The organism is Sporosarcina sp. QA0331, from assembly GCF_055808055.1.
This window is the reverse complement of the sequence record NZ_CM147850.1, coordinates 2,487,677-2,509,062: the sequence shown is the minus strand read 5'-3', so window position 1 is coordinate 2,509,062 and position 21,386 is coordinate 2,487,677. Positions and strand designations below refer to the sequence as shown.

General features: G+C 42.2%; 19 protein-coding genes. 11 read left to right on the top strand and 8 right to left on the bottom strand.

Features of this window, described 5'->3' with window-relative positions:
* Positions 1 to 6: 6 nt before the first annotated feature.
* Genes nspC through speD form a run of 6 tightly spaced genes read right to left on the bottom strand, consistent with a single transcriptional unit; the run spans position 7 to position 6,363 of the window.
* A complete protein-coding gene (gene nspC, locus AC0L13_RS12585) occupies positions 7 to 1,149 on the bottom strand; it encodes a carboxynorspermidine decarboxylase (RefSeq protein WP_473640077.1) in 1,143 nt (380 codons plus the stop codon).
* 17 nt (positions 1,150 to 1,166) lie between these two features.
* Positions 1,167 to 2,366, bottom strand: coding sequence for a saccharopine dehydrogenase family protein (locus tag AC0L13_RS12580; protein ID WP_440501078.1), 1,200 nt, complete (start codon positions 2,364 to 2,366; stop codon positions 1,167 to 1,169).
* Between the two features lie 24 nt (positions 2,367 to 2,390).
* Entirely contained in the window at positions 2,391 to 3,242 is an 852-nt protein-coding gene (speB, locus tag AC0L13_RS12575; RefSeq protein ID WP_473640074.1) for an agmatinase, read from the bottom strand.
* Entirely contained in the window at positions 3,232 to 4,083 is an 852-nt protein-coding gene (speE, locus tag AC0L13_RS12570) for a polyamine aminopropyltransferase (RefSeq protein WP_473640072.1), read from the bottom strand. Before speE ends, speB begins: the two co-directional genes overlap by 11 nt.
* Entirely contained in the window at positions 4,080 to 5,507 is a 1,428-nt protein-coding gene (locus tag AC0L13_RS12565; RefSeq protein WP_473646999.1) for an aminotransferase class I/II-fold pyridoxal phosphate-dependent enzyme, read from the bottom strand. The genes speE and AC0L13_RS12565 overlap by 4 nt, the downstream gene beginning before the upstream one ends.
* A gap of 43 nt (positions 5,508 to 5,550) precedes the next feature.
* Positions 5,551 to 6,363 carry an adenosylmethionine decarboxylase gene (gene speD / locus AC0L13_RS12560; RefSeq protein WP_440501083.1) on the bottom strand — a complete coding sequence of 271 codons (813 nt, stop codon included), beginning with the start codon at positions 6,361 to 6,363 and terminating at the stop codon, positions 5,551 to 5,553.
* Positions 6,364 to 6,755: 392 nt separating this feature from the next.
* On the opposite strand from speD, the gene AC0L13_RS12555 reads away from it, so the two are divergent.
* A complete protein-coding gene (locus AC0L13_RS12555) occupies positions 6,756 to 7,178 on the top strand; it encodes a DUF1801 domain-containing protein (RefSeq protein WP_473640070.1) in 423 nt (140 codons plus the stop codon).
* Positions 7,179 to 7,331: 153 nt separating this feature from the next.
* Here the strand turns inward: AC0L13_RS12555 and AC0L13_RS12550 are convergent, their stop codons facing one another.
* Positions 7,332 to 7,472, bottom strand: a complete 141-nt coding sequence (locus AC0L13_RS12550) for a hypothetical protein (RefSeq protein ID WP_473640068.1) — start codon at positions 7,470 to 7,472, stop codon at positions 7,332 to 7,334.
* Positions 7,473 to 7,530: 58 nt separating this feature from the next.
* On the opposite strand from AC0L13_RS12550, the gene AC0L13_RS12545 reads away from it, so the two are divergent.
* The 9 genes from AC0L13_RS12545 (at position 7,531) to nadX (ending at position 19,485) form a co-directional block, all read left to right on the top strand.
* Positions 7,531 to 9,426, top strand: coding sequence for a PrkA family serine protein kinase (locus tag AC0L13_RS12545; RefSeq protein WP_473640066.1), 1,896 nt, complete (start codon positions 7,531 to 7,533; stop codon positions 9,424 to 9,426).
* Positions 9,427 to 9,503: 77 nt separating this feature from the next.
* Positions 9,504 to 10,661: a sporulation protein YhbH gene (gene yhbH / locus AC0L13_RS12540; RefSeq protein ID WP_473640063.1), complete on the top strand. Its 1,158-nt coding sequence runs from the start codon at positions 9,504 to 9,506 to the stop codon at positions 10,659 to 10,661.
* Positions 10,658 to 12,061: a SpoVR family protein gene (locus AC0L13_RS12535; protein ID WP_473640061.1), complete on the top strand. Its 1,404-nt coding sequence runs from the start codon at positions 10,658 to 10,660 to the stop codon at positions 12,059 to 12,061. The genes yhbH and AC0L13_RS12535 overlap by 4 nt, the downstream gene beginning before the upstream one ends.
* A 276-nt stretch (positions 12,062 to 12,337) precedes the next feature.
* Positions 12,338 to 12,844, top strand: a complete 507-nt coding sequence (locus AC0L13_RS12530) for a GNAT family N-acetyltransferase (protein ID WP_473640059.1) — start codon at positions 12,338 to 12,340, stop codon at positions 12,842 to 12,844.
* Between the two features lie 20 nt (positions 12,845 to 12,864).
* Positions 12,865 to 13,800: an aminoglycoside phosphotransferase family protein gene (locus AC0L13_RS12525; RefSeq protein ID WP_473640057.1), complete on the top strand. Its 936-nt coding sequence runs from the start codon at positions 12,865 to 12,867 to the stop codon at positions 13,798 to 13,800.
* A gap of 1 nt (position 13,801) precedes the next feature.
* Complete coding sequence (locus AC0L13_RS12520; RefSeq protein WP_473640055.1) at positions 13,802 to 14,329, top strand: DinB family protein; 528 nt, start codon at positions 13,802 to 13,804, stop codon at positions 14,327 to 14,329.
* Between the two features lie 161 nt (positions 14,330 to 14,490).
* Positions 14,491 to 15,504, top strand: coding sequence for a YcjF family protein (locus AC0L13_RS12515; RefSeq protein ID WP_473640053.1), 1,014 nt, complete (start codon positions 14,491 to 14,493; stop codon positions 15,502 to 15,504).
* 236 nt (positions 15,505 to 15,740) lie between these two features.
* Positions 15,741 to 18,608 (top strand): S-layer homology domain-containing protein, encoded by a 2,868-nt coding sequence (locus AC0L13_RS12510; RefSeq protein WP_473640051.1) that lies wholly within the window; start codon positions 15,741 to 15,743, stop codon positions 18,606 to 18,608.
* 76 nt (positions 18,609 to 18,684) lie between these two features.
* Complete coding sequence (gene nadX, locus AC0L13_RS12505; RefSeq protein WP_473646997.1) at positions 18,685 to 19,485, top strand: aspartate dehydrogenase; 801 nt, start codon at positions 18,685 to 18,687, stop codon at positions 19,483 to 19,485.
* Between the two features lie 4 nt (positions 19,486 to 19,489).
* On the opposite strand, the gene AC0L13_RS12500 is transcribed toward nadX, so the two are convergent.
* The gene (locus AC0L13_RS12500) at positions 19,490 to 20,299 is read right to left on the bottom strand and encodes a DUF2935 domain-containing protein (protein ID WP_473640049.1); all 810 of its coding nucleotides are present in this window, start codon (positions 20,297 to 20,299) and stop codon (positions 19,490 to 19,492) included.
* Between the two features lie 170 nt (positions 20,300 to 20,469).
* Between AC0L13_RS12500 and AC0L13_RS12495 the strand changes: the two genes are divergently transcribed.
* Positions 20,470 to 21,381 (top strand): methyl-accepting chemotaxis protein, encoded by a 912-nt coding sequence (locus AC0L13_RS12495; protein WP_473640046.1) that lies wholly within the window; start codon positions 20,470 to 20,472, stop codon positions 21,379 to 21,381.
* Positions 21,382 to 21,386 lie beyond the last annotated feature (5 nt).

Below are 21,386 nucleotides of genomic sequence, written 5' to 3'. Positions count from 1 at the left end.
TCTTTTTTACGATAAACGCTCTTTAAAATCCTCAAAACCAAATTCTTTGATCACTTTGGGTCCATTGTCAACAGTATTCAACACGATCGATGGCAAATTCATCCCGTTGAATGTGTTGTTCTTCACCATAGAATAGTGGGCCATATCACAGAAAACAAGCTTGTCGCCAGCCGTCAGTGGCTGATCGAATGAGTAATCGCCAATGACATCACCCGCAAGACAAGTTGGTCCGCCAAACCGATACGTTATAGCTTTCTCATTAGGCATCCCTGCACCGACGATTTCAGGTCGATACGGCATTTCCAAAACGTCAGGCATATGGCATGAAGCCGAAGTGTCCAAAATGGCAATCGGCATGCCGTTATGCATCGTATCGAGCACAGTTGAAACGAGGAATCCTGTGTTCAGCGCAATCGCTTCACCTGGCTCCAAATACACTTCCAGACCATATTTTTCTTTCATGAACAGAATGGACTCGATCAGTTTTTCAATATCATAGTCGGGGCGCGTAATATGATGACCGCCGCCGAAATTGATCCACTTCATATCTTTCAAATACTCGCCGAACTTTTCATCGACAACTTTTATTGTCCGAGCAAGAGTGTCGGAGTTCTGCTCGCACATCGTATGGAAGTGCAAGCCGCTGATTCCTTCCAGCTCGTCCGGTTCGAAGTTCTCAAGCGTTACGCCGAATCGTGAGAAAGTAAAGCACGGGTTATACATATCGACTTCAATCTCTGAGTACTCGGGATTGATACGAATGCCGCATTCAATATGCTTCGGATAGTTTTTCACTTTATCCTTGAAACGTCTCCATTGATCGAACGAGTTGAAGACGAGATGATCGGAATAAGAGAGGATTTCTTCAAAATCTGCTTCTGAATAAGCAGGGGAGTACGTATGAACTTCTTTCCCCATCTCTTCATATCCTAATTTCGCTTCCAATAGACCGCTTGATGTTACCCCATTCAAATATTGTCCGATGAGTGGATAGACAGAGAACATTGAAAACCCTTTTTGGGCTAAAAGAATTTTGCAGCCTGTTCGGTCAATAACCGATTTCAGCAATTCTAAGTTTTTGATCAACAGCCCTTCATCAACTACATAAGAAGGGGAGGGGACTGCATGTGGATCGAAATTCAATTTCATTTGTTGCGTGCCTCCTATCAATCGATCAACTCTGGGTTAAAATCTTCCTGCCAAGGCAAACCGTATTCGTTCAATGCTTCCATGAATGGATCCGGATTGAACTCTTCGACGTTATACACGCCAGGTTTTTTCCACTCATCTTTTAGTAAGAGCATCGCGCCGATCATCGCTGGCACTCCTGTCGTGTAGGAGATTGCTTGAGAACCGACTTCGCGGTAGCACTCTTGGTGGTCGGATACGTTATAGACGTAATACGTTTTCTCTTCGCCGTCTTTCACGCCTTGGAAAATACAACCGATGTTTGTTTTTCCTTTTGTGCGCGGTCCGAGGGAAGCAGGGTCAGGAAGAACCGCTTTCAGGAATTGCAATGGAACGATTTCTTGTCCTTCGAAATTGATCGGCTCGATCGAAGTCATGCCGACATTTTCTAGCACTTTCAAATGCGTCAAATACTTTTCGGAGAATGTCATCCAGAAACGGATTTTTTTAATTCCTTTAATGTTTTGTGCAAGAGACTCCAACTCTTCGTGGTAGAGGAGGTAGACATCCTTTGGACCGATTTCAGGCAGATCGTATACACGTTTTTCGGAAAGTGGTGGAGTTTCGATGAACTCGCCGTTTTCCCAGTAACGGCCGTTTGCCGTAATTTCACGGATGTTGATCTCCGGGTTGAAGTTTGTTGCGAATGGATAACCATGGTCACCCGCATTAGCGTCCACAATATCGATCGTATGGATTTCATCGAAATAATGCTTTTGTGCATAAGCAGAGAAGACGCCTGTTACGCCTGGGTCGAAGCCACAGCCCAGAATTGCTGTAAGGCCAGCTTCTTCGAATTTCTCGCGATATGCCCATTGCCATTTATATTCGAATTTCGCCGTATCGAGAGGCTCGTAGTTTGCTGTGTCCAAATAGTGTACGCCTGTTGCAAGGCATGCGTCCATGATCGTCAAGTCTTGGTACGGCAATGCGACGTTAATGACGATGTCTGGCTTGAAGCTGTTGATCAGTTCAACTAGCTCATCGACATTATCTGCGTCGACTTGCGCTGTTTGAATTTTTGTACGACCGCCGTCAAGCTTTTCCTTCAACGCATCACATTTCGATTTTGTACGGCTTGCGATGCAAATTTCTTCAAACACGTCAGGTACTTGTACACATTTATGCACAACAACACTTGCTACTCCACCTGCTCCAATGATTAACGCTTTACCCAATCAAAACACCACCCATAATTATTTTTAGTCATGAATTGCTAATAAAAGTTCACGTAGAACTTTACAAGCGACTGCTGTTGAAACCCCGCTTTGATCATAGATCGGAGACAGTTCATTAACATCGCAGGCGACGATATTGAGGCCGCTGACTGTTAAAATCGCTTGCAATAATTCCATGAAACTGACGCCGCCAGCTTCAGGCGTTCCTGTGCCAGGGAAGACGGATGGATCTAATACATCCAAATCAATCGTCAAATAAACCGGTTTCCCTTGTAATCTTTCAACGACTTCTTCTAGTCCATTAAAATTAAATTTATTTGTGAATACACGATCTTTGCCCCATTGGAACTCGCTGCGATCTCCGGAACGGATGCCGAATTGGAAAATCCGATCGTCTCCGAGGATATCCCATACACGATGTATGACCGTCGCGTGCGATAGCTTCTCGTCGAGGTAATGATCACGCAAATCCGCATGAGCATCGAATTGAATAAGATGCAAATCAGGATATTGATCAGCAACGGCCCGGACTGATCCAAGAGTCACTAAATGCTCTCCGCCAATCATACAAGGGATTTTGCCGTCTTGCACGACTTTGCGTGTATACTCTTCGATTTGTCCTAAAGCCCTCTCAGTGTTCCCGAAGCTTAGCTCAAGATCTCCTCCGTCATAAACGGGGAAGTCTTCTAAATCTTTATCCTGATAAGGGCTATACGTCTCGATTCCGAATGATTCACCGCGCATCACTTTGCTTGCAAATCTTGTGCCTGGACGAAATGACGTCGTCGAGTCGAAAGGAGCGCCGAAAACGACGATGCCCGATTCGTTATATTCATTGTCACATCCGATGAATGTTTCGATATTTTTATTCAACATCTTCCAATTGCTCCTTTACGTAGTTCGGTAATGCGAATGAACCGACGTGGATGTCGGTGTTATAATACTTCGTTTGCAACCCGAGCTTATTCCAAGCATCTGCGTCCAAATCTTTAATTGGATCATATTTTTTCGATGCAAATCCGAATAGCCAGTGACCTGAAGGGTAGGTCGGAATGTGCAATTGGTACACTTTGCACACCGGGAAGAATCCGATGATCCGCTTATGCGCACGCTGCATACCAAGTGCGTCTTCCTCATAAAAAGGACTTTCATGTTGATTGACAAGAATGCCATCTTCATTCAACGCTTTATAGCAGTTGCCGTAAAACTCCCTTGTGAACAAGCCCTCTCCTGGTCCAAATGGATCCGTCGAGTCGACGATGATCAGATCGTATTCATCATTGCGGGAACGGACAAATTTCAGCCCGTCCTCGAAATGGAGATGAACGCGTGGATCATCGAGTTTACTTGCTGTTTGCGGGATGTACTCCCGACATACGTCAACGACCATCTCATCGATTTCAACCATATCAATATGTTCAATCGAATCATATTTCGTCAGTTCACGAATCGTACCACCATCACCGGCACCGATGACAAGCACTTTTTTAATATTAGGATTCGTCGCCATCGGTACGTGTGTGATCATGTCATGATAAATGAATTCATCCTTTTCAGTGACCATGACATATCCGTCTAACGTGAGAACACGACCGAACTCTGCTGTTTCGAGAATATCGATTTTCTGGAATTCACTTTTCCCCGTATATAGATGCTCATTGACTCTCATTGAAAATTGGACGTTCGGCGAATGATTTTCCTTAAACCATAAGTTCATTGCTCAGACTCCTTCAAAACATTGATATGCTCGATTTTACTATCTTCCGTACCTGTCATGAAGCTTCCTTTGTCTTTGCAATACTGGATGTACTGCAGAATTTCCGTAGTGATCATTTCGCCAGGCGCCAAAATGGGTATGCCTGGTGGATATGCCATGACAAATTCGCTTGCAATACGGCCGGCGCTTTCATTAATCGGAAGAGTTTCCTTCGGTGCATAGAACGCTTTTTGAGGTGTATAAACGACCTGTGGATTAATATATTCATGATCAAACAATCCACTTTTATCTTGACTATAGCGCCTTTTAATCTCTGCAAGCGCCGAGACGAGCCGTTCGAGATCTAAACGGCGGTCTCCGACTGATATGTACGCCAGAATGTTGCCGATGTCTCCGAACTCGATTTGGATGTCATATTCATCCCGCAGAATGTCATACACTTCGACACCAGCCAATCCTATCTCAAGAGTATGAACGGAAAGCTTAGTCGTATCGAAATCGAAAATCGTATCGCCATTTTTCAATTCCTCCGAAAAAGCATAGTAGCCGCCGATCTTGTTAATTTCATCTCGGGTATACTGTGCCATTTCCCCGACCTTCCGGAAGATTTCCTTACCATTTAAGGCGAGGTTTTTCCGCGAAATGTCTAAAGAGGAGAGGAGTAAATACGATCCGCTAGTCGTTTGCGTTAAATTGATGATCTGTCTCGTGTATCCTTCACTTACATCATTATTGATCAAAAGCAATGAGCTTTGGGTTAATGAACCGCCAGATTTATGCATGCTGACAGATGCCATATCAGCGCCAACAGACATTGCAGATGCAGGCAAATCGTCACTGAAATAAAAGTGTGTGCCATGTGCTTCGTCGACAAGGACAAGCATACCGTGGCGATGGGCAAGATCTGTGATTGCTTGCATATTGGAGCAAATGCCGTAATAAGTAGGGTTGTTGATAAGAATCGCTTTCGCATCTGGGTGCTCCAGGATTGTCCTCTCAACATCCTCCACGGACATGCCTAATGGAATTCCGAGTTCATTGTTCACGCCTGGATTGACATAGACAGGGATAGCTCCGCTCAGAATAAGAGCATTGATGGCACTCCGATGCACATTGCGGGGCATGATGATTTTTTCACCAGCTTTACAAGCCGTCATCACCATCGCTTGAACAGCGGAAGTTGTCCCATTCACCATGAAAAAGGCATGCTTTGCTCCGAAAGCTTCAGCTGCAAGTTCCTCGGCTTCCCGTATGACAGAAACAGGGTGTATTAGATTATCTAACGGTTTCATTGAATTGACGTCCACCGTCATGCAATTCTCACCTAAAAAAGCGGTCAGTTCCTCGTTTCCTCTGCCACGTTTATGGCCGGGGACATCAAAAGGAACGACCCGCATCTTCTTATATTTGTTTAGAGCCTCCATAATCGGGGCTTTCTGTTGTGAAAGAATGTTCAACACCGTCCTCTCACTCTTCGTATATATTGGAACCGCTAAAAATTTCAATCATCTCTTTACGTAAATTATTTGTAATATACAACCTTTCTTTCGGAGGGATTTCATACACATCCGTATTGAAAAGGTAATTTTGTAAATTGATGTCTTTGATCAGCAGTTTTGTATGAAAGATATTGGATTGATATACATTGACATCGATGGCATCATATTTTTGCAACGTTTCTTCATCGATATAATCCTGGATCGACGTCATCTTATGGTCCATAAATAACTTCTTCCCTCTATCATCACGAGTAAACCCCCGTACACGGTAATCAGTCGTAATGATGTCCGAATCAAAGCTGCCAATAAGATAATCTAAAGCGTTCAAAGGGGAAATCTCACCGCATGTCGATACTTCAATGTCGACACGGAATGTGGCGATCGAATTATCCGGGTGATATTCAGGATACGTATGGACGGTGACATGGCTTTTGTCCAAATGACCAACAACCGAATCCCGGGTTTTCAAAATGTCGATTGCCCCCCGATTGCAAGATTCATCGATCAATGCGACCGGCAGCGTCTCTTCCGTAATAAGGATGGTGACGCTTGCGCCTTGCGGATCATAATCCTGCTTGCTCACGTTCAACACATGGGCTCCGATGATTTCAGTTACATGATAGAGAATGTTTGTTAATCGTTCAGAATTGTACTGCTCATCGATATAGGCAATATAGTCTTTTTGCTCCCGCTCACTTTTTGCATAGCTCACATCATAGATGTTAAAGCTAAGTGTTTTGGTGAGGTTGTTAAAGCCGTATAACTTCAGCTTATTTTCCAACCTGAATATCACTCCTTTTCATTATCGTCTAGACTTCAGGTGGCAGCTACTCGGGTCGATTCTGTCTGGAAGCAAAAGGCAAAAAGCGCCTTTTGTTCCAGCCCTTCGTCGTACAGGATGTACTAGTGCCGACGTTGCCACAGGACGTGGCGAATTTAGTCGGCCACCGCCTGTCGCAGCTAAGCGCCATCCTCCGCTTTTTGTAGAAAATCATTTTAATTATAGAGTAAAATACTTCCGAGTCAAGATAAATTATTTCCGCTTTGCACTTCGCTGAAACAACCTCTATAGTAGTAGGTAAATAAAGGAGTTATCGTGCTTTTAACGTTAGTATAACTTCATCGCAATATCAAGTAATTGCATCATTCAGATTCATGAAAGGGGGATGGAAAATGTACGAACAAAAAACGAATGAAACAGACGCCAATGTCATTGAATTCATTGAAGCGGTCGAAAGCCCTAAAAAACGTGAGGATGCCTATCGATTACTGGACATTTTCACCGAAACGACCGGTTATGAAGCAAAAATGTGGGGACCGAGCATCATAGGATTCGGATCATATCATTACGTTTATAAGACAGGTCATGAGGGGGATGCTCCGTTAGTCGGATTTTCGCCGCGCAAAGCGAAAATCAGCCTTTATTTCGCTCCGGGTGATACCGAGCGTGAAGAGCTCCTTTCCAAATTCGGAAAGCATACCTCAGGAAAAGCGTGCGTTTACATTAATAAAGTGGACGATATCGACATCGAGGTGCTACAAGAGCTCATCGAACAATCAATCATATTTCTTAAAAAAACATATCCAGAAAACTAATCTGTGGTTGTCATTTACTTGTAAAAAGAGACTGGCAGAGGAACTTATTTTGTTCCTCTGCTGGTTTTTATTTTGATGAATCTCTAGAAAATCGACAGAAAAGGCGAGACTCCTGCGAAAGCGTAGAGTTGGGAGCACAGGAAAGAGGATGCCTTAATTTCTGCAAAGGACGCAGAAATATGGCAAATCGAACCCTTCGCTGTTCGATTGGCTGAGGCGACGCTCGCGGAAAGCGAGCCGTTCTGGCGATTTTCTTTTTTTGAAGACTACAGCTTGTGTTTTTGTAAGCCTCATTTTACAGAGCCTCCTTGCATACAATGATTGAAACCAGGCCCTGAATGGAGGGAAACGAATGGATATTTTGCGCAAGTTAGAGCATTTGCGTGAAGAAGAAAGCAAGTTGAAGTGGGAAGGCACCTTCGCCGAATACTTAGACATCTTAAAAGAACGTCAAGAAGTAGCACAGACGGCACATTCGAGAGTATATGAAATGATCAAAAGCCACGGAGAAACGAAAGAAAATGGCTATACAAAATTCCGCTTTTTTGAAAATGAAATTTATGGACTCGAGGATACAATCGAGCGACTTGTCAACGAATACTTTCATCCCGCAGCGAAACGACTTGACGTACGAAAACGTATTTTACTGCTCATGGGTCCCGTCAGCGGCGGGAAATCAACGATTGTCACTTTGTTGAAACGTGGATTGGAACAATATTCAAAGACGGATGATGGTGCGGTCTATGCGATTAAAGGATGCCCAATGCATGAAGATCCATTGCATTTAATTCCGGAATATTTACGAGATGATTTCTACGAAGAATTCGGCATTCGGATTGAAGGAAGCTTATCCCCATTGAATACGATGCGCCTTGAGAAAGAATATGATGGACGGATTGAGGATGTGCTCATCGAAAGGATTTTCTTTTCAGAAGACAAACGGGTCGGCATCGGAACATTTACACCATCTGACCCGAAATCCCAAGATATCGCAGATCTAACCGGGAGCATCGACTTTTCGACAATTGCCGAGTATGGCTCTGAGTCTGATCCACGAGCTTATCGATTTGACGGCGAGCTGAACAAGGCGAATCGAGGAATGATGGAATTCCAGGAAATGCTGAAGCTCGATGAAAAGTTTTTATGGCATCTATTATCGTTAACCCAAGAAGGAAATTTCAAAGCAGGAAGATTTGCATTGATAAGCGCAGATGAATTGATCGTCGCACATACGAATGAAACAGAATATCGTGCATTCATTTCCAATAAAAAGAATGAGGCACTACATTCAAGGATCATTGTCATGCCGATCCCTTATAACTTGAAAGTGAGCCAAGAAGAAAAAATATATGAAAAAATGATACGGGAAAGCGATATGGCCCATATTCATATAGCTCCTCATGCTCTCAGAGTTGCAGCTATCTTCTCCGTATTGACACGTTTAAAAATATCGAAAAAGCAAGGAATCGATATTGTGAAAAAGATGCGGTTATATGATGGTGAAAATGTGGAAGGCTTCAATTCAGCCGATTTGGAAGAGTTGAAAAAGGAATTTCCAAATGAAGGTATGGACGGCATTGATCCAAGATACGTTATCAATCGGATCTCTTCAGCTATTATCCGAAAAGAAGTGGATGCAATCAATGCGCTTGATGTGCTGCGTTCATTGAAAGAAGGACTGGATCAGCATGCTTCCATTTCTAAGGACGATAAAGAGGAGTATTTGAACTATATTTCTATCGCGCGTAAGGAATTTGATGAAATAGCGAAGAAAGAAGTGCAAAAGGCGTTTGTCTATTCGTATGAAGAATCTGCCCGGACATTAATGGACAATTATTTGGATAATGTTGAGGCCTTTTGCAATAAGCATAAATTGAAAGACCCTCTCACCGGCGAAGAGATGAATCCCGACGAGAAGCTTATGCGCTCCATTGAAGAGCAAATCGGTATTTCGGAAAACGCGAAAAGAGCTTTCCGTGAAGAGATTCTTATTCGAATTTCCGCATATGCAAGGAAAGGCAAACGGTTCGATTACAAATCCCATGAGCGGCTGCGCGAGGCAATTCAGAAGAAGTTATTCGCCGACTTAAAGGATGTAGTCAAAATTACGACTTCATCGACGACGCCTGACGAGACACATCTGAAAAAAGTTAATGAAGTCGTTGCAAGGCTTATAGATGAATATGGCTATAATTCTATTTCGGCAAATGAGTTGTTACGGTACGTCGGCAGTTTGTTGAACAGGTAATCGAATCCACCCATATCAATACCCGCCAGTCGTTGCATATAATAAAAAAATGAGTGGACTGGAGTAGGTGAATAGAAATGCATGAAGAGCAGAGCGAATCTTTTGTCGTCTCCCAGGAAAACTGGTCGCTTCACCGAAAAGGATATCAGGATCAGAAACGACATTTGGATAAAGTGAAAAAAGCGATCCACAATAATTTACCTGAATTGATCAGTGAAGAAAGTATTGTGATGTCAGATGGCAAGGACGTCATAAAAATACCGATACGATCATTGGATGAATATAAAATTCGATATAACCACAATAAATCGAAGCATGTCGGCCAAGGCGGCGGGGATAGTCAAGTGGGGGATATCGTTGCGAGTGACGGCAGTCAAAGCGCTGGAAAAGGGAAGCAGGCAGGCGATAAGCCAGGTCAGGATTATTATGAAGCGGAAGTATCGATTGCAGAAATAGAAGAAACGTTATTCAAAGAGCTTGAATTGCCGGATCTTGAAAAAAGGGAACAAGCAGAAATTATTGAAGAAGATATTCAGTTCAATGATATTCGGAAGAAAGGGCTCATCGGAAATATTGATAAAAAGCGGACGATCATCGCTGCGTTTAAGAGGAATGCAATGGAAGGTAACGCCGAGATCATGCCGATCTATAATGATGATTTGCGTTTTAAGACTTGGGATGAAATCGTCAAGCCACAATCGAAAGCTGTCGTACTCATGATGATGGATACGAGCGCTTCAATGGGCACCTTTGAGAAATATATGGCAAGAAGCTTTTATTTCTGGATGACGAAGTTTTTGCGGACGAAGTATGAAAAGGTGGATATTGAATTCATAGCCCATCATACGATTGCAAAAGTTGTTTCGGAAACCGACTTTTTCTCGAAAGGGGAAAGCGGGGGGACGATTTGTTCAACCGCCTATGAAAAAGCGCTTGAGCTCATTACCAAAAAATACAGTCCATCCCGTTACAATATTTATCCGTTCCATTTCTCGGATGGAGAAAATATGTCTTCGGATAACGGGAAATGCATGTCTTTAGTAGAAGAGCTTATGGAAGTATCAAATATGTTCGGCTATGGTGAAGTGAATGCGCATAGCCGATATTCGACCCTTATGAATACGTATCAAAAAATCGAAAATCCGAAATTCCGCCATTATGTGCTGAAGGAAAATAAGGATGTCTATTATGCATTGAAAAAGTTTTTCCATAAACGCCTGGAGGGATCCGTATGACGCAGCACAAGGCGCTTCAATATGCTGTAGAGGAAATAACGGAAATCGCCAAAGGGTTTGGATTGGATTTCTATCCGATGCGATATGAAATTTGTCCAGCAGATATCATTTATACATTTGGCGCGTACGGAATGCCGACACGATTTTCACATTGGAGCTTCGGAAAACAGTTCCATAAAATGAAGCTCCAATATGATTTAGGACTGAGCCAAATATATGAGCTCGTTATTAATTCCAATCCTTGTTATGCGTTTTTGCTAGAAAGCAATACGTTGATCCAGAACAAGCTGATCATCGCTCATGTTCTTGCCCACTGTGACTTCTTCAAAAATAATGCCCGCTTCGCAAATACGAGGCGGGACATGGTCGAAAGCATGACAGCAACGGCTGAACGGATTGCTGATTATGAGATGATTTATGGAAACGATGAAGTTGAACGTTTTCTGGATGCGGTGCTTGCCATCCAGGAACATATCGATCCTTCCTTAGTGAGGTGGCGCCACGGAATTGAAGAAGTGGAGCAGGAAGATACCGCTCCGGTTATCCGGAAAACAGCATACGATGACTTATGGGAAATGGATCATAAGAAATTGAAGCCGCCGACAGAAACGAAACGTAAAAAGGCGCCTCCGACCCCGGAAAAGGATTTATTACTTTTCATTTTGGAGAATAGTCGAGAACTGGAAGAATGGCAAAGAGATATTTTAACGATGATTCGTGAGGAAATGCTTTATTTTTGGCCGCAAATGGAAACGAAGATTATGAATGAAGGATGGGCAACTTATTGGCATCAGCGGATTTTAAGGGAAATGGATTTGACAACGGATGAAACGATCGAGTTTGCGAAGTTGAACGCAAACGTAATCCAACCTTCCAGAACGTCTATCAATCCATACTATTTAGGGTTGAAAATCTTTGAGGACATTGAGCGACGATATGACGACCCAACTGCAGAGATGCTCGAGTCTGGAATCATGCCTAGGTCCGGCAGGGAGAAGATGTTCGAAGTGAGGGAGATGGACTCCGACATTTCCTTCATCCGGAACTATTTGACGAAGGAACTCGTTCAAAAAGAAGATTTATATGTGTTCGAGAAAAAAGGAAGCCATTATAAAATTTCGGATAAAGAATATCGTAGTGTGCAAGACCGTCTCATCGCGCAGCGTGTGAATGGAGGATTCCCTTATATTGTTGTCCACGACGGGGATTACATTCGAAATGGGGAGCTTTACTTAGTGCATAAATTCGAAGAGACGGAGTTGGATGTGCCCTATTTGGAAAACGTCCTCCCTTATATTCACCAATTATGGGGACGTATCGTGCATTTAGAGACGTACGTGGATAATAAACAAGTCGTGTTTTCATATGATGGAAAGAAGGTTCATAGAAGATTTGTGTAAAGCTGCCGCCGCATTGATTTGGCAATGTGGCGGTTTTTTTGTAGAATTCGGTTAGGTCTAAAGTTACAAAATGACAATGAAATTTGGGAAATGAACGATATATGCTGGGAAATGATTGATAAGTTTGCAGGATTTATCGATAACTTGTGGGAAATGATCGATATATCACGGGAAATGAATGATAAAAAAACGAACATCAATTTCTTTTTATGAAATCAATTCTATTATTTCGCTATTTACTGTAAACTTAGAATAATAGTGTGAGGGGTGAGTAATATGAAAATTAGAGAAGCCGTACTAGACGATGCGGAAGGCATTGCCCATGTTCACGTGGACAGTTGGAGGACAACTTATAAAGATATTGTTCCAAACACCTATCTTCAACAATTGTCGTACGAACAGCGTGCTGAAAATTGGAGCAGGGGCATTGGGAATAATGCGTTATATGTCGCTGAAGATGAAAATGGCAGGATTGTCGGCTTCGCAACAGGGGGTAAGGAGCGAACGGGCAAATATGAAGCAGATGGAGAGTTATATGCAATCTATTTACTTCAAGATGTACAAGGTAAGGGAATTGGCAAGAAACTTACGCAAGTTATCGCACGAAGTCTGAAAGAACAAGCATTTTCCTCCATGCTTGTATGGGTACTTGATCGCAATTCATCAAAGGCATTTTATGAATCACTCGGCGGACAACCGATTGATGAAATGATGATCAACATCGGAGGAGAAGAATTCAAAGAAATTGCTTATTACTGGGACAATCTCGAAACATTAGTATAAAAATTTCGGACTATCCTTTAATGAAAGAAGACGAAGACACAATGAACATACCTACTTTATTTCAAGAAAAGATTATTAACTGCTTCGGAGAACCCGGAGAAAAATGGCTTGAGTCGTTGGAAGCCAATGTAACTCATATTGCGGAAGACTGGGGATTAACAGTGGAGAGCGTAGTTACAAACCTTTCCTATAACTACGTCATTAACGTAATCGATCAAGACAACAATCCATACATATTGAAAGTCGGATTGCCTGGATTCGATTTCAATAACGAAATTCGCACCCTGCAACTTTACAACGGGGAAGGGTGTGCAAAGCTTGTAAAAGCCGATGCAGATAGAGGAGCTATGTTGCTCGATAAGCTCCAGCCCGGAACGATGCTTTGTACAGAAACGGACGAAGAGGTTGTTATTCAAAACTTCTGCGACGTTTGGAAACAAATCCGTCGACCGTTGTCGGCTGCTGGTGATTTTCCAACAGTCTTAAACTGGGCGACTGCATTTGAAAAATATCAAAGCAATTACGCAGCAAACGACGGGCCGATACAAAACGAATGGATTAAGATGGCGGTTGCCTACCTGTATGAAATACAGCAAAACTCAACGGAAAGCGAGCTGTTGCATGGCGACTTGCATCACGAGAACATATTGCTTTCAAACGAAAGAGGCTGGCTTGCAATTGATCCGAAAGGAGTTGCTGGAAGTCCATATTTCGATGTCGTTTCATTCATGATTAATCATCTTTTCACAAAACCAGATCCTGAAGCTTTGCTGAAGTTGCGTGTTGATCTTATTAGTGAACGATTGCAATTAGATCGCGAAAAGCTTTTGAAAGCAGCAGTATCCATGTCGACTTTGTATGCATGCTGGGGAGTGGAGGACAAGGATCCTGACTGGGAAAACACATATCAATGTGCGAAATGGTTTAATGAACTACTAGATAAGGGGGAAATGTAAAATGAGTAAGGAAACGTTGTTTATTATCGATAAAAAAGAAGGTTTAAGCACAGAATTCGGCAAGCTAGTTTCGATGATGGACTATGCAAGAGCAACGACTCTTGATGAAGTGAAAGATCTGTCGGTAGATGAATTGGATTTTTTATATGCAGATGATGCCAACTCAATTGGCATGCTTTTAGCTCATTTTGTTTCAGTGGAAAAAGCGTATCAAATAGCAACATTCGAAAATCGAGATTTTACAGAAGAAGATATCGATAGGCTGAACCCAGGGTTAGATTTGGGGGATCTTGCTCGGGAAACGATAAAAGGACATTCTATAGAGTATTACTTCCATCAATTAGAGGAGACAAGAAAAGAAACAATTGAGAAATTCAAATCTTTACCGGATGCTTGGCTGTTCGAACAAGAACCATTTTGGTGGGACTTGCCTGCCAATAATTATTTCAAGTGGTTCCACGTCTTCGAAGACGAACTGAACCATAGAGGACAAATCCGCTTAATTAAGAAAATGATGAAACAAGCGTAATACGCGTTATGCTAAAACCTGTATGGGGCCATGCAGGTTTTTTCTTATGCTTTTTGATTTCATCGCAGACAGGGTATTGAATAAGAAACTGAATCTAATTGCAATACTATCCGTATGAATAGGAAGAGATCATTACTAAATGGAAGAGGAAGGTGATCCTGATGAGTCGACAATGGATGTCAGATGAGGACTTCGACAAGATTTTCGAAGAGAAGTCTTCCGAAATCAACGAGCAATTGGAAAGCGAAATCCTGATCGCTATGATCGGTGATGTGAACGCTGGCAAATCATCGACAATTAATCGCCTCATGGGCGACGAAGTGGCACAGGTCGGGGCAAAGCCTGGAGAAACACAGGAGATTAAGAAGTTTTCGTATAAAGATAAAATCATCTTCGTCGATACTCCGGGACTGGACGATATTTACAGCGAACACTCAGAGGAAACGATGAAATTTTATAAACAGGCGGATTTGATTTTATTCTTTTTAAATGCAGCAGGAACGGTTTTATCGGAAACTGAGCTGAAATCACTAAAGAGAATCGCCAAAGTGAATAAAGATCTCATACTCGTATTAAATAAAATTGATGCAGCCGAAGATATTCCTGGCCTCGTGAAATACGTGCAGGACCATACTGGATACGAATATCCGGTCACACCGATTTCTTCAAGGACAGGAGAAAATATCGGAATGCTGCAAAAAGAAGTGCTTACATTATTAGAAACGAAAAAAAAAGATATATTAATGGCGGCAAACATGGCCGATAAATCTGCAATCGCTAATCGCTGGATCCTCGCGGCAGGAGCGTCCGCCGCAACAATCGGCGCTGTTCCGATTCCAGGTTCCGATTTCGTTCCGTTGACAGCCTTACAAGTTAGCCTCATGTTGAAACTCTCAACCTTGTATGGAAAACCGATAACGAAAGACAACGCGAAAGAATTAATTATCGCAACGATTGTTGGTAATATCGGAAAGACGGTTTTCAGGCAAATTGTTAAGTTCGTTCCCGGTGCTGGCATGGTGGCAGGTGCAAGTGTAGCTGGCGGAATGACGATCGCTTTAGGACATGCCATCAAATATGCACATGAAAATGATATAGAACTTACTCCAAAATCATTAAAACCGATCTATCAAATGTTTTTGAAAAAGGCGAATAAAAAAGATAGGGGAAAATAAAAAGTGAGGAGGCGTAAGGAAACGCTTGATGCTATGGGGTTGTAGCTTTCTTGCGTAAAAAATCAGACGGTTATTTTCTATTTAAATTATGAAATAGAGTGGTAGACTGGAACTATATCCAGTTAATACCTCTATCAATTTTATAAAATATGATTAATAATGTTTGACGAGGGTATACGTATATGGGATGCATTGCTCTCAATTTATTAGTACATCTCAGAGGAGGAAATTTATTTATGGGTAACAACCAACCAAAAAAATATCGTAATTTCATGATCGGTGCAGCTTCAGCAGCATTGGTAGCAACAGCAGTAGCACCAGTGGCTAGCGCGGCAGAGTTTTCCGACGTGAAAGGGAATACGCACGAACAAGCTATTAAAGCATTAGTAGAAACAGGAGTTATTAACGGCTATCCCGACGGTACATTCCAACCGAATAAAACATTGACTCGTTCTGATGTTGTCAAAATGATGGGTAAATGGCTAGTATCACTAGACTATCAAGTCCCAACAGATTACAAGACAAACCCACGTTTCAAAGATCTTACATCTAAATCAAATGACGAACTCCTTAAATATGCTGCATTGGTAAAAGACAATGGCGTATTTAACGGTTACGAAGATGGAACACTCGGAGCAGGAAAAGATATCTCTCGTGAAAACATGGCGATCGTTCTTGTAAGAGCATACGACGCTATCCATAAAACAGATCTAGTAACTCTAGTAAAAGAAAAAGAATTCAACAAAGATGTAACAGACCTAGCGAAAGCAAAAGCGGAAGCTCGTCCATACATCGATGTACTAGACTACTTCGATATTACAAACCCGGTTGCACCGCAATTCAACCCGAAAAACACAACAACACGCGGTCAATTCGCTTCATTCCTCTACAAAACTTCTAACGTAAACGTAGAAGAAGTAGCTGACACTGAAGCACCAAAACTAGTTTACACTGGCGAAAAAACTCTTAACGTTGCATACGGTGCAGAATTCACACTTCCAGTTGTAACTGCAACTGACAACGTAGATGAAAACATTGAAGTCACTTCTGTTATTACAAACGAAGCTGGCGAAAGACTAACTGCTATCGACACAAAAGATTACGGCACATACAAAGTGACATACAGCGCGGTTGACGAAGCAGGAAACAGCGCTGAGGATTTAGTACTTACAGTAGTGGTTGCAGAGCCAACAAACCTTGAAGTCTCATCAGTTGAAGGAATTAACGCTACACAAGTTGAAGTTAAGTTCAACCTCCCAGTTGATAAAGCAACTTTGTTTGTAGACGGTAAAAGCGGAGCATTCAAAGATAATGTTGTATCATTATCATCACTCGACAATGTACGTCCAGGAGCGCTTACAGGTGAGTTGTCAAATGACGGTAAAACTTTGACGATTACAGCAGCAAACGTACTCTCTAAACGTTACGATGTCGTCATTAACGGTTTGAAATCATACAACGGCAAAGACATCGTGAAGTATGAGGAAATGGTTACAATTGCGGCAGACAAAACAGCTCCATCAGTCGCTAAAACCGAAAGAATTTCTGCTAGCTCATTCAAAGTAACTTTCTCTGAACCTCTTAAATCACTTGGAGATGTAAGCTATAAACTAGCAAATGGTTCAGCTGTTGCAAGTTCTGCTAAAGGTGTTACAAACAACTTTAAGGCTGGAGCTAAAGAAGTAACATTCACTCTAGGTACAGACGTAGCTGCTAACCAAGATGTTATTGCTACATTCATCGGCACACAAGACCAAGCTGGCAACTTGATTTCACCAAACCCTACAACAGTTACATTCCAAAAAGGTGACAAAGATGGAGTGAAACCAGCTGTAACAACTGTTACTCAAACTGGTGCTAAATCTTTCTCAATCAAATTCACTGAGGAATTGCAAACAGCTCCGACTGTCACAATCGGCGGCGCAGAAGCTTCTAAAGTAGAAAAAGATGCAAATGATCCAACTGTTTATAATGTAACTACATCAGCTGTGCTTGATGAAGCAAAAACTGTAGCTATTAGTGGTTTTGTTGACCTTAGCGGGGAAGCGGGCGACTCTGTTAGCAGAGTTGTAAGCTTTGTAAAAGATATTAATGCTCCAAAAGTTGCGTCTAGCAAAGTTGTCGCAGATGAAACAAACGGAAAAGAATATCTTGAAATTACGTTCGATAAAAATGTAGATTTAGGAAATGCTCCTACAGTTGACGGAATAGGTTCTTATGTAAAAGACTATGTAACAACTCCTGTTGCTGCTGAAGCACTTTCTGCTACAGCAATCGAGTACAAAAACGCTTCGAACAAGAAAGTCGTTCGCGTTGAGCTAGATACTTTCCTTGGCACTACGTTCGACGTTGAAGGCGCAGCATACACACTTGATTTGACATTTGCAAATGTTGCAAGCGAATCAGGAGTTACTGCTGACACAGCTAAAGTAACGTTTACTCGTGGAAAAGACAACACTCCTGCAAGCGATGCAGTCGTTAGCGTAGAATCTGTTGTTCAAGATGCAGATGATAACAATAAAGTATATGTCACATTTGATAAAGCGGTAGACGGAGCATCTGCGACGACTGTTGCTAATTATCAAATTGATGGTGCAGTAGTTGATTCTGTTAAATTAAATCCTGTTGCAAACAATAAGCAAGTTGCAGTTCTTACATTGAAACAGGATTCAAATAACTTCACAGGAACTCGCAACATCAACATTGCAAACGTGAAGGCACTAGGTTCAACTAAAGTGATGGAGCCATTCTTCACGAATAATGTATCACTTAAAGAGAATGTTGCACCAACAGTTACTTCTGCCAAATTAGTAGGAACAAATCAAGTTACTCTTACTTTCTCTGAAGCAGTAACTACAACTTCAGAAGCGAACGTTAACGATTTTGAACTTCTAATCGGCGGAGCGACAGTTGCAACTAAAACGGCTGTTACAACTCCTGCGCATACAGCCGGCGTTACTTCTGTAACTTTCACATTGGAAGATAATCTTTCTAATGATGATTTAGCAAAAACACTTGAATTGAAAGCTAAAAATACTTTAACTATTAAGGACGCTGCTGGCAATAAACTAGCTGTTCCTGCGAATATCACTATTTCTAGATAATAGTTATTTTATTCACTGAACCCCTTGGCAACAAGCCAAGGGGTTTTCCTGTATACTTATCTAAAAAGCGAAAGGACTGATCCCAATCAAAATAGGCCTAATCGGAAAAGGAAACCTGGGTACTTATCTCCTTCAAAAAATTAACAAAGAACAACTCCTGCCCAACACCAAAATCACTGCTATTCTCGATGAACGAGAGAAAGCTAGAGTTGAGCTTCCTGCGTTCGCCGATACATACGGATGTCAGGCATTCCTTGACATTGATACCTTCTTACAATCTGACATCGATATTGTCGTTGAATGCTCCAACATAGAAGCTGCAAAAAGATATGCACTTGACGTTATCCGAAAGAAAGACCTAATGATCATTAGCATTGGAGCGTTCGCTGATCCTTCCTTTGGCAATTTAGTAAAACAGGCCGCGCAAAATAGCGGACACCGTATCTACTTACCATCCGGCGCGATAGGAGGATTGGATGCTCTGAAGGCAGCTAATCTAGCAGGCGGACTCGATTCTGTCACACTTACTACTAGAAAACCTGCCCATTCATTAACCGTAGAAAAGATTACTGCGGAGCAAACGTTATTTGAAGGGCCAGCCCGTGACGCGATTGAACAATTCCCTAAAAATGCGAATGTTGCAATCGTGTTATCGCTAGCGGGTATTGGAGTTGAAAGGACGACTGTCCGTATTATCGCCGATCCTGCCGTCACACAAAATATTCATCATATCGCAGCAAAGGGGAATTTCGGCGAATTTGAGATGACAATCAAAAACAACCCGTCTCCGGATAATCCGAAGACGAGCCATATTACAGGATCCAGCATTTTAACAGCACTAGCAAATATCAGCAATGCAGTCGTAGTAGGTTCATAAAAGATTACCCTTGCACGCGTTCCTTTGCCGGATTGCAATTAGGATCAGGAGTGCCGGCTGTCTCTGCCAGTTTCATTAAATAGTAGCACTCCTCGCGAGCCATATGGTCAGCCATCAATGGAGTGAGCGCTCCTAAATTCTCTTTTTTTAGCCCCATTTCTTCGAGTTCGTCTAAGAACGTTTTGAAGATGGTCATCTCGAGGTGGACGTCGTTATGGAATTTTTCTAAGGCTGGAAATCGAGCCACGTTAGTCCGCAAAAATCCGGTCATTTCCACTGCCTTTAAATAGAATGCTTCCCAATCTTTCATGAATTTCCTGCTTTTCTTCTTCAACTGCTTTTCGACTCGGTCCATATTGGCGTCAATTGCACCGGCATGACCTGCAGCATCAAGCAACCAAATGAGGTCATGGTGAAGCGGGTGGACTGGGGGAGGAGAATTTCCTTTTTCCAAGTAGGAGAGAACCCGAATCGCTTCCTCGACTTCATTGACCATATGATTGATAAATGAAGGAGTTAGTGTAATTTTGATGTTGCCGACTAATTGTTCTTTAATAATCGCTAGTTTCAATTCTCGTATCGCTTCGCTTTCCGTCTTGGAAAGACCGGCCAAGGACACCAATTCAGTTTCGTTCAAAGATTGCTTTGATCGATCCAATAATGTATCAAATCGATCTCTGAATGCAGCAGCGGCGTCGATAAATTCAGTTTGGCCGGGAGCTAGCGAATCGTGGATAAAGCGGCTGTGATCGCCTAAAACTTGAAGCCAAAATTGCAGTTCATCCACTGCCTCTTTCTGAAATGAACGATCCAAAACTTCACCTCCTAGTATACTACTTATCATTCTATGAGAAAAAAATGGAATTATAACAATATCCAAGGTATTCCACTTCATCCCTGACTATGGTTAAATAGTAGTAAGTTCAGATATTCCGAATAATAGAGAAAAGTCAGTTCGTATGAAGGAAGTAGGAGGGGAATGAAATGGTGAAACAGGTAAATGAACAAGTAACGGATGATCATGTCGTAAAAGCGCTTGAGAAGAATCTTGCGATTATCCGGTATGATTTGGATCATAAAATTGCTTATGTGAATGACATTTTTGCGAATGCAATGGGATATACGAAAGAGGAAATGATCGGCATTCGTCATAACGATCTTTGTTTTGTTGAATATGTGAAAAGTGCTGAGTATGACAAGTTTTGGCGAGAGCTTCTGCGGGGCATTAGCCAACATGGAAAAATTGAAATGAAAGATAAAAACGGCGAAAAAGTATGGTTGGAAGCGACCTATATGCCGGTTTTCAGTCACGATGGCAGAAAAGTCATTAGCATTTCTAAAGTCGCTTCGAATATTACGAAACGGCAAAATTCCATCACCTCCGTTGTTGAAGAGCTGAGGCAGATGGCGGAAGGATTAACGGAACGTGCTGATATTGGAATGGAACGAAGCAAGGAATTGTTAGTGATCATCGAAGATATCGCGGCAATTTCTCATGAGAATACGAATACGCTGGGAAATCTGCAACTGCATGCCGAAAGCATCCAGCATATCGTGAAAACAATTAGGGAAATTGCGGCCCAGACGAATTTGCTCGCTTTGAACGCAGCAATTGAAGCGGCACGCGCAGGCGAGCATGGAAGGGGATTCGACGTCGTCGCAAAAGAGGTACGTAAATTATCCGCAAACGTCGAGAAATCAATCGTGGAAGTACGTGAAGGAGTCGAAGCAATTACGACGGAAATTAAAAACATTTCTAAAGGGACGACATTGGCTCAAGAAAACGTGGATCGATGCCAGCAGAGGATTGAGGTCGCAATGGAAGATTTTCTAGCCATCGCTTCATCAGCATCCGAGTTGGACAGCCAAGCGAAGAAAGTATCAAGTATTGTGTAAGACGT

What these genes read in the sequence shown, in the direction of transcription:
- nspC (WP_473640077.1), bottom strand. Translation starts at nt 1,149, where the DNA reads ATGAAATTGAATTTCGATCCACATGCAGTCCCCTCCCCTTCTTATGTA.
- speB (WP_473640074.1), bottom strand. Translation starts at nt 3,242, where the DNA reads ATGTTGAATAAAAATATCGAAACATTCATCGGATGTGACAATGAATAT.
- speE (WP_473640072.1), bottom strand. Translation starts at nt 4,083, where the DNA reads ATGAACTTATGGTTTAAGGAAAATCATTCGCCGAACGTCCAATTTTCA.
- AC0L13_RS12565 (WP_473646999.1), bottom strand. Translation starts at nt 5,507, where the DNA reads ATGGAGGCTCTAAACAAATATAAGAAGATGCGGGTCGTTCCTTTTGAT.
- AC0L13_RS12555 (WP_473640070.1), top strand. Translation starts at nt 6,756, where the DNA reads ATGTACGAACAAAAAACGAATGAAACAGACGCCAATGTCATTGAATTC.
- AC0L13_RS12550 (WP_473640068.1), bottom strand. Translation starts at nt 7,472, where the DNA reads ATGAGGCTTACAAAAACACAAGCTGTAGTCTTCAAAAAAAGAAAATCG.
- AC0L13_RS12545 (WP_473640066.1), top strand. Translation starts at nt 7,531, where the DNA reads ATGGATATTTTGCGCAAGTTAGAGCATTTGCGTGAAGAAGAAAGCAAG.
- yhbH (WP_473640063.1), top strand. Translation starts at nt 9,504, where the DNA reads ATGCATGAAGAGCAGAGCGAATCTTTTGTCGTCTCCCAGGAAAACTGG.
- AC0L13_RS12535 (WP_473640061.1), top strand. Translation starts at nt 10,658, where the DNA reads ATGACGCAGCACAAGGCGCTTCAATATGCTGTAGAGGAAATAACGGAA.
- AC0L13_RS12530 (WP_473640059.1), top strand. Translation starts at nt 12,338, where the DNA reads ATGAAAATTAGAGAAGCCGTACTAGACGATGCGGAAGGCATTGCCCAT.
- AC0L13_RS12525 (WP_473640057.1), top strand. Translation starts at nt 12,865, where the DNA reads ATGAAAGAAGACGAAGACACAATGAACATACCTACTTTATTTCAAGAA.
- AC0L13_RS12520 (WP_473640055.1), top strand. Translation starts at nt 13,802, where the DNA reads ATGAGTAAGGAAACGTTGTTTATTATCGATAAAAAAGAAGGTTTAAGC.
- AC0L13_RS12515 (WP_473640053.1), top strand. Translation starts at nt 14,491, where the DNA reads ATGAGTCGACAATGGATGTCAGATGAGGACTTCGACAAGATTTTCGAA.
- AC0L13_RS12510 (WP_473640051.1), top strand. Translation starts at nt 15,741, where the DNA reads ATGGGTAACAACCAACCAAAAAAATATCGTAATTTCATGATCGGTGCA.
- AC0L13_RS12495 (WP_473640046.1), top strand. Translation starts at nt 20,470, where the DNA reads ATGGTGAAACAGGTAAATGAACAAGTAACGGATGATCATGTCGTAAAA.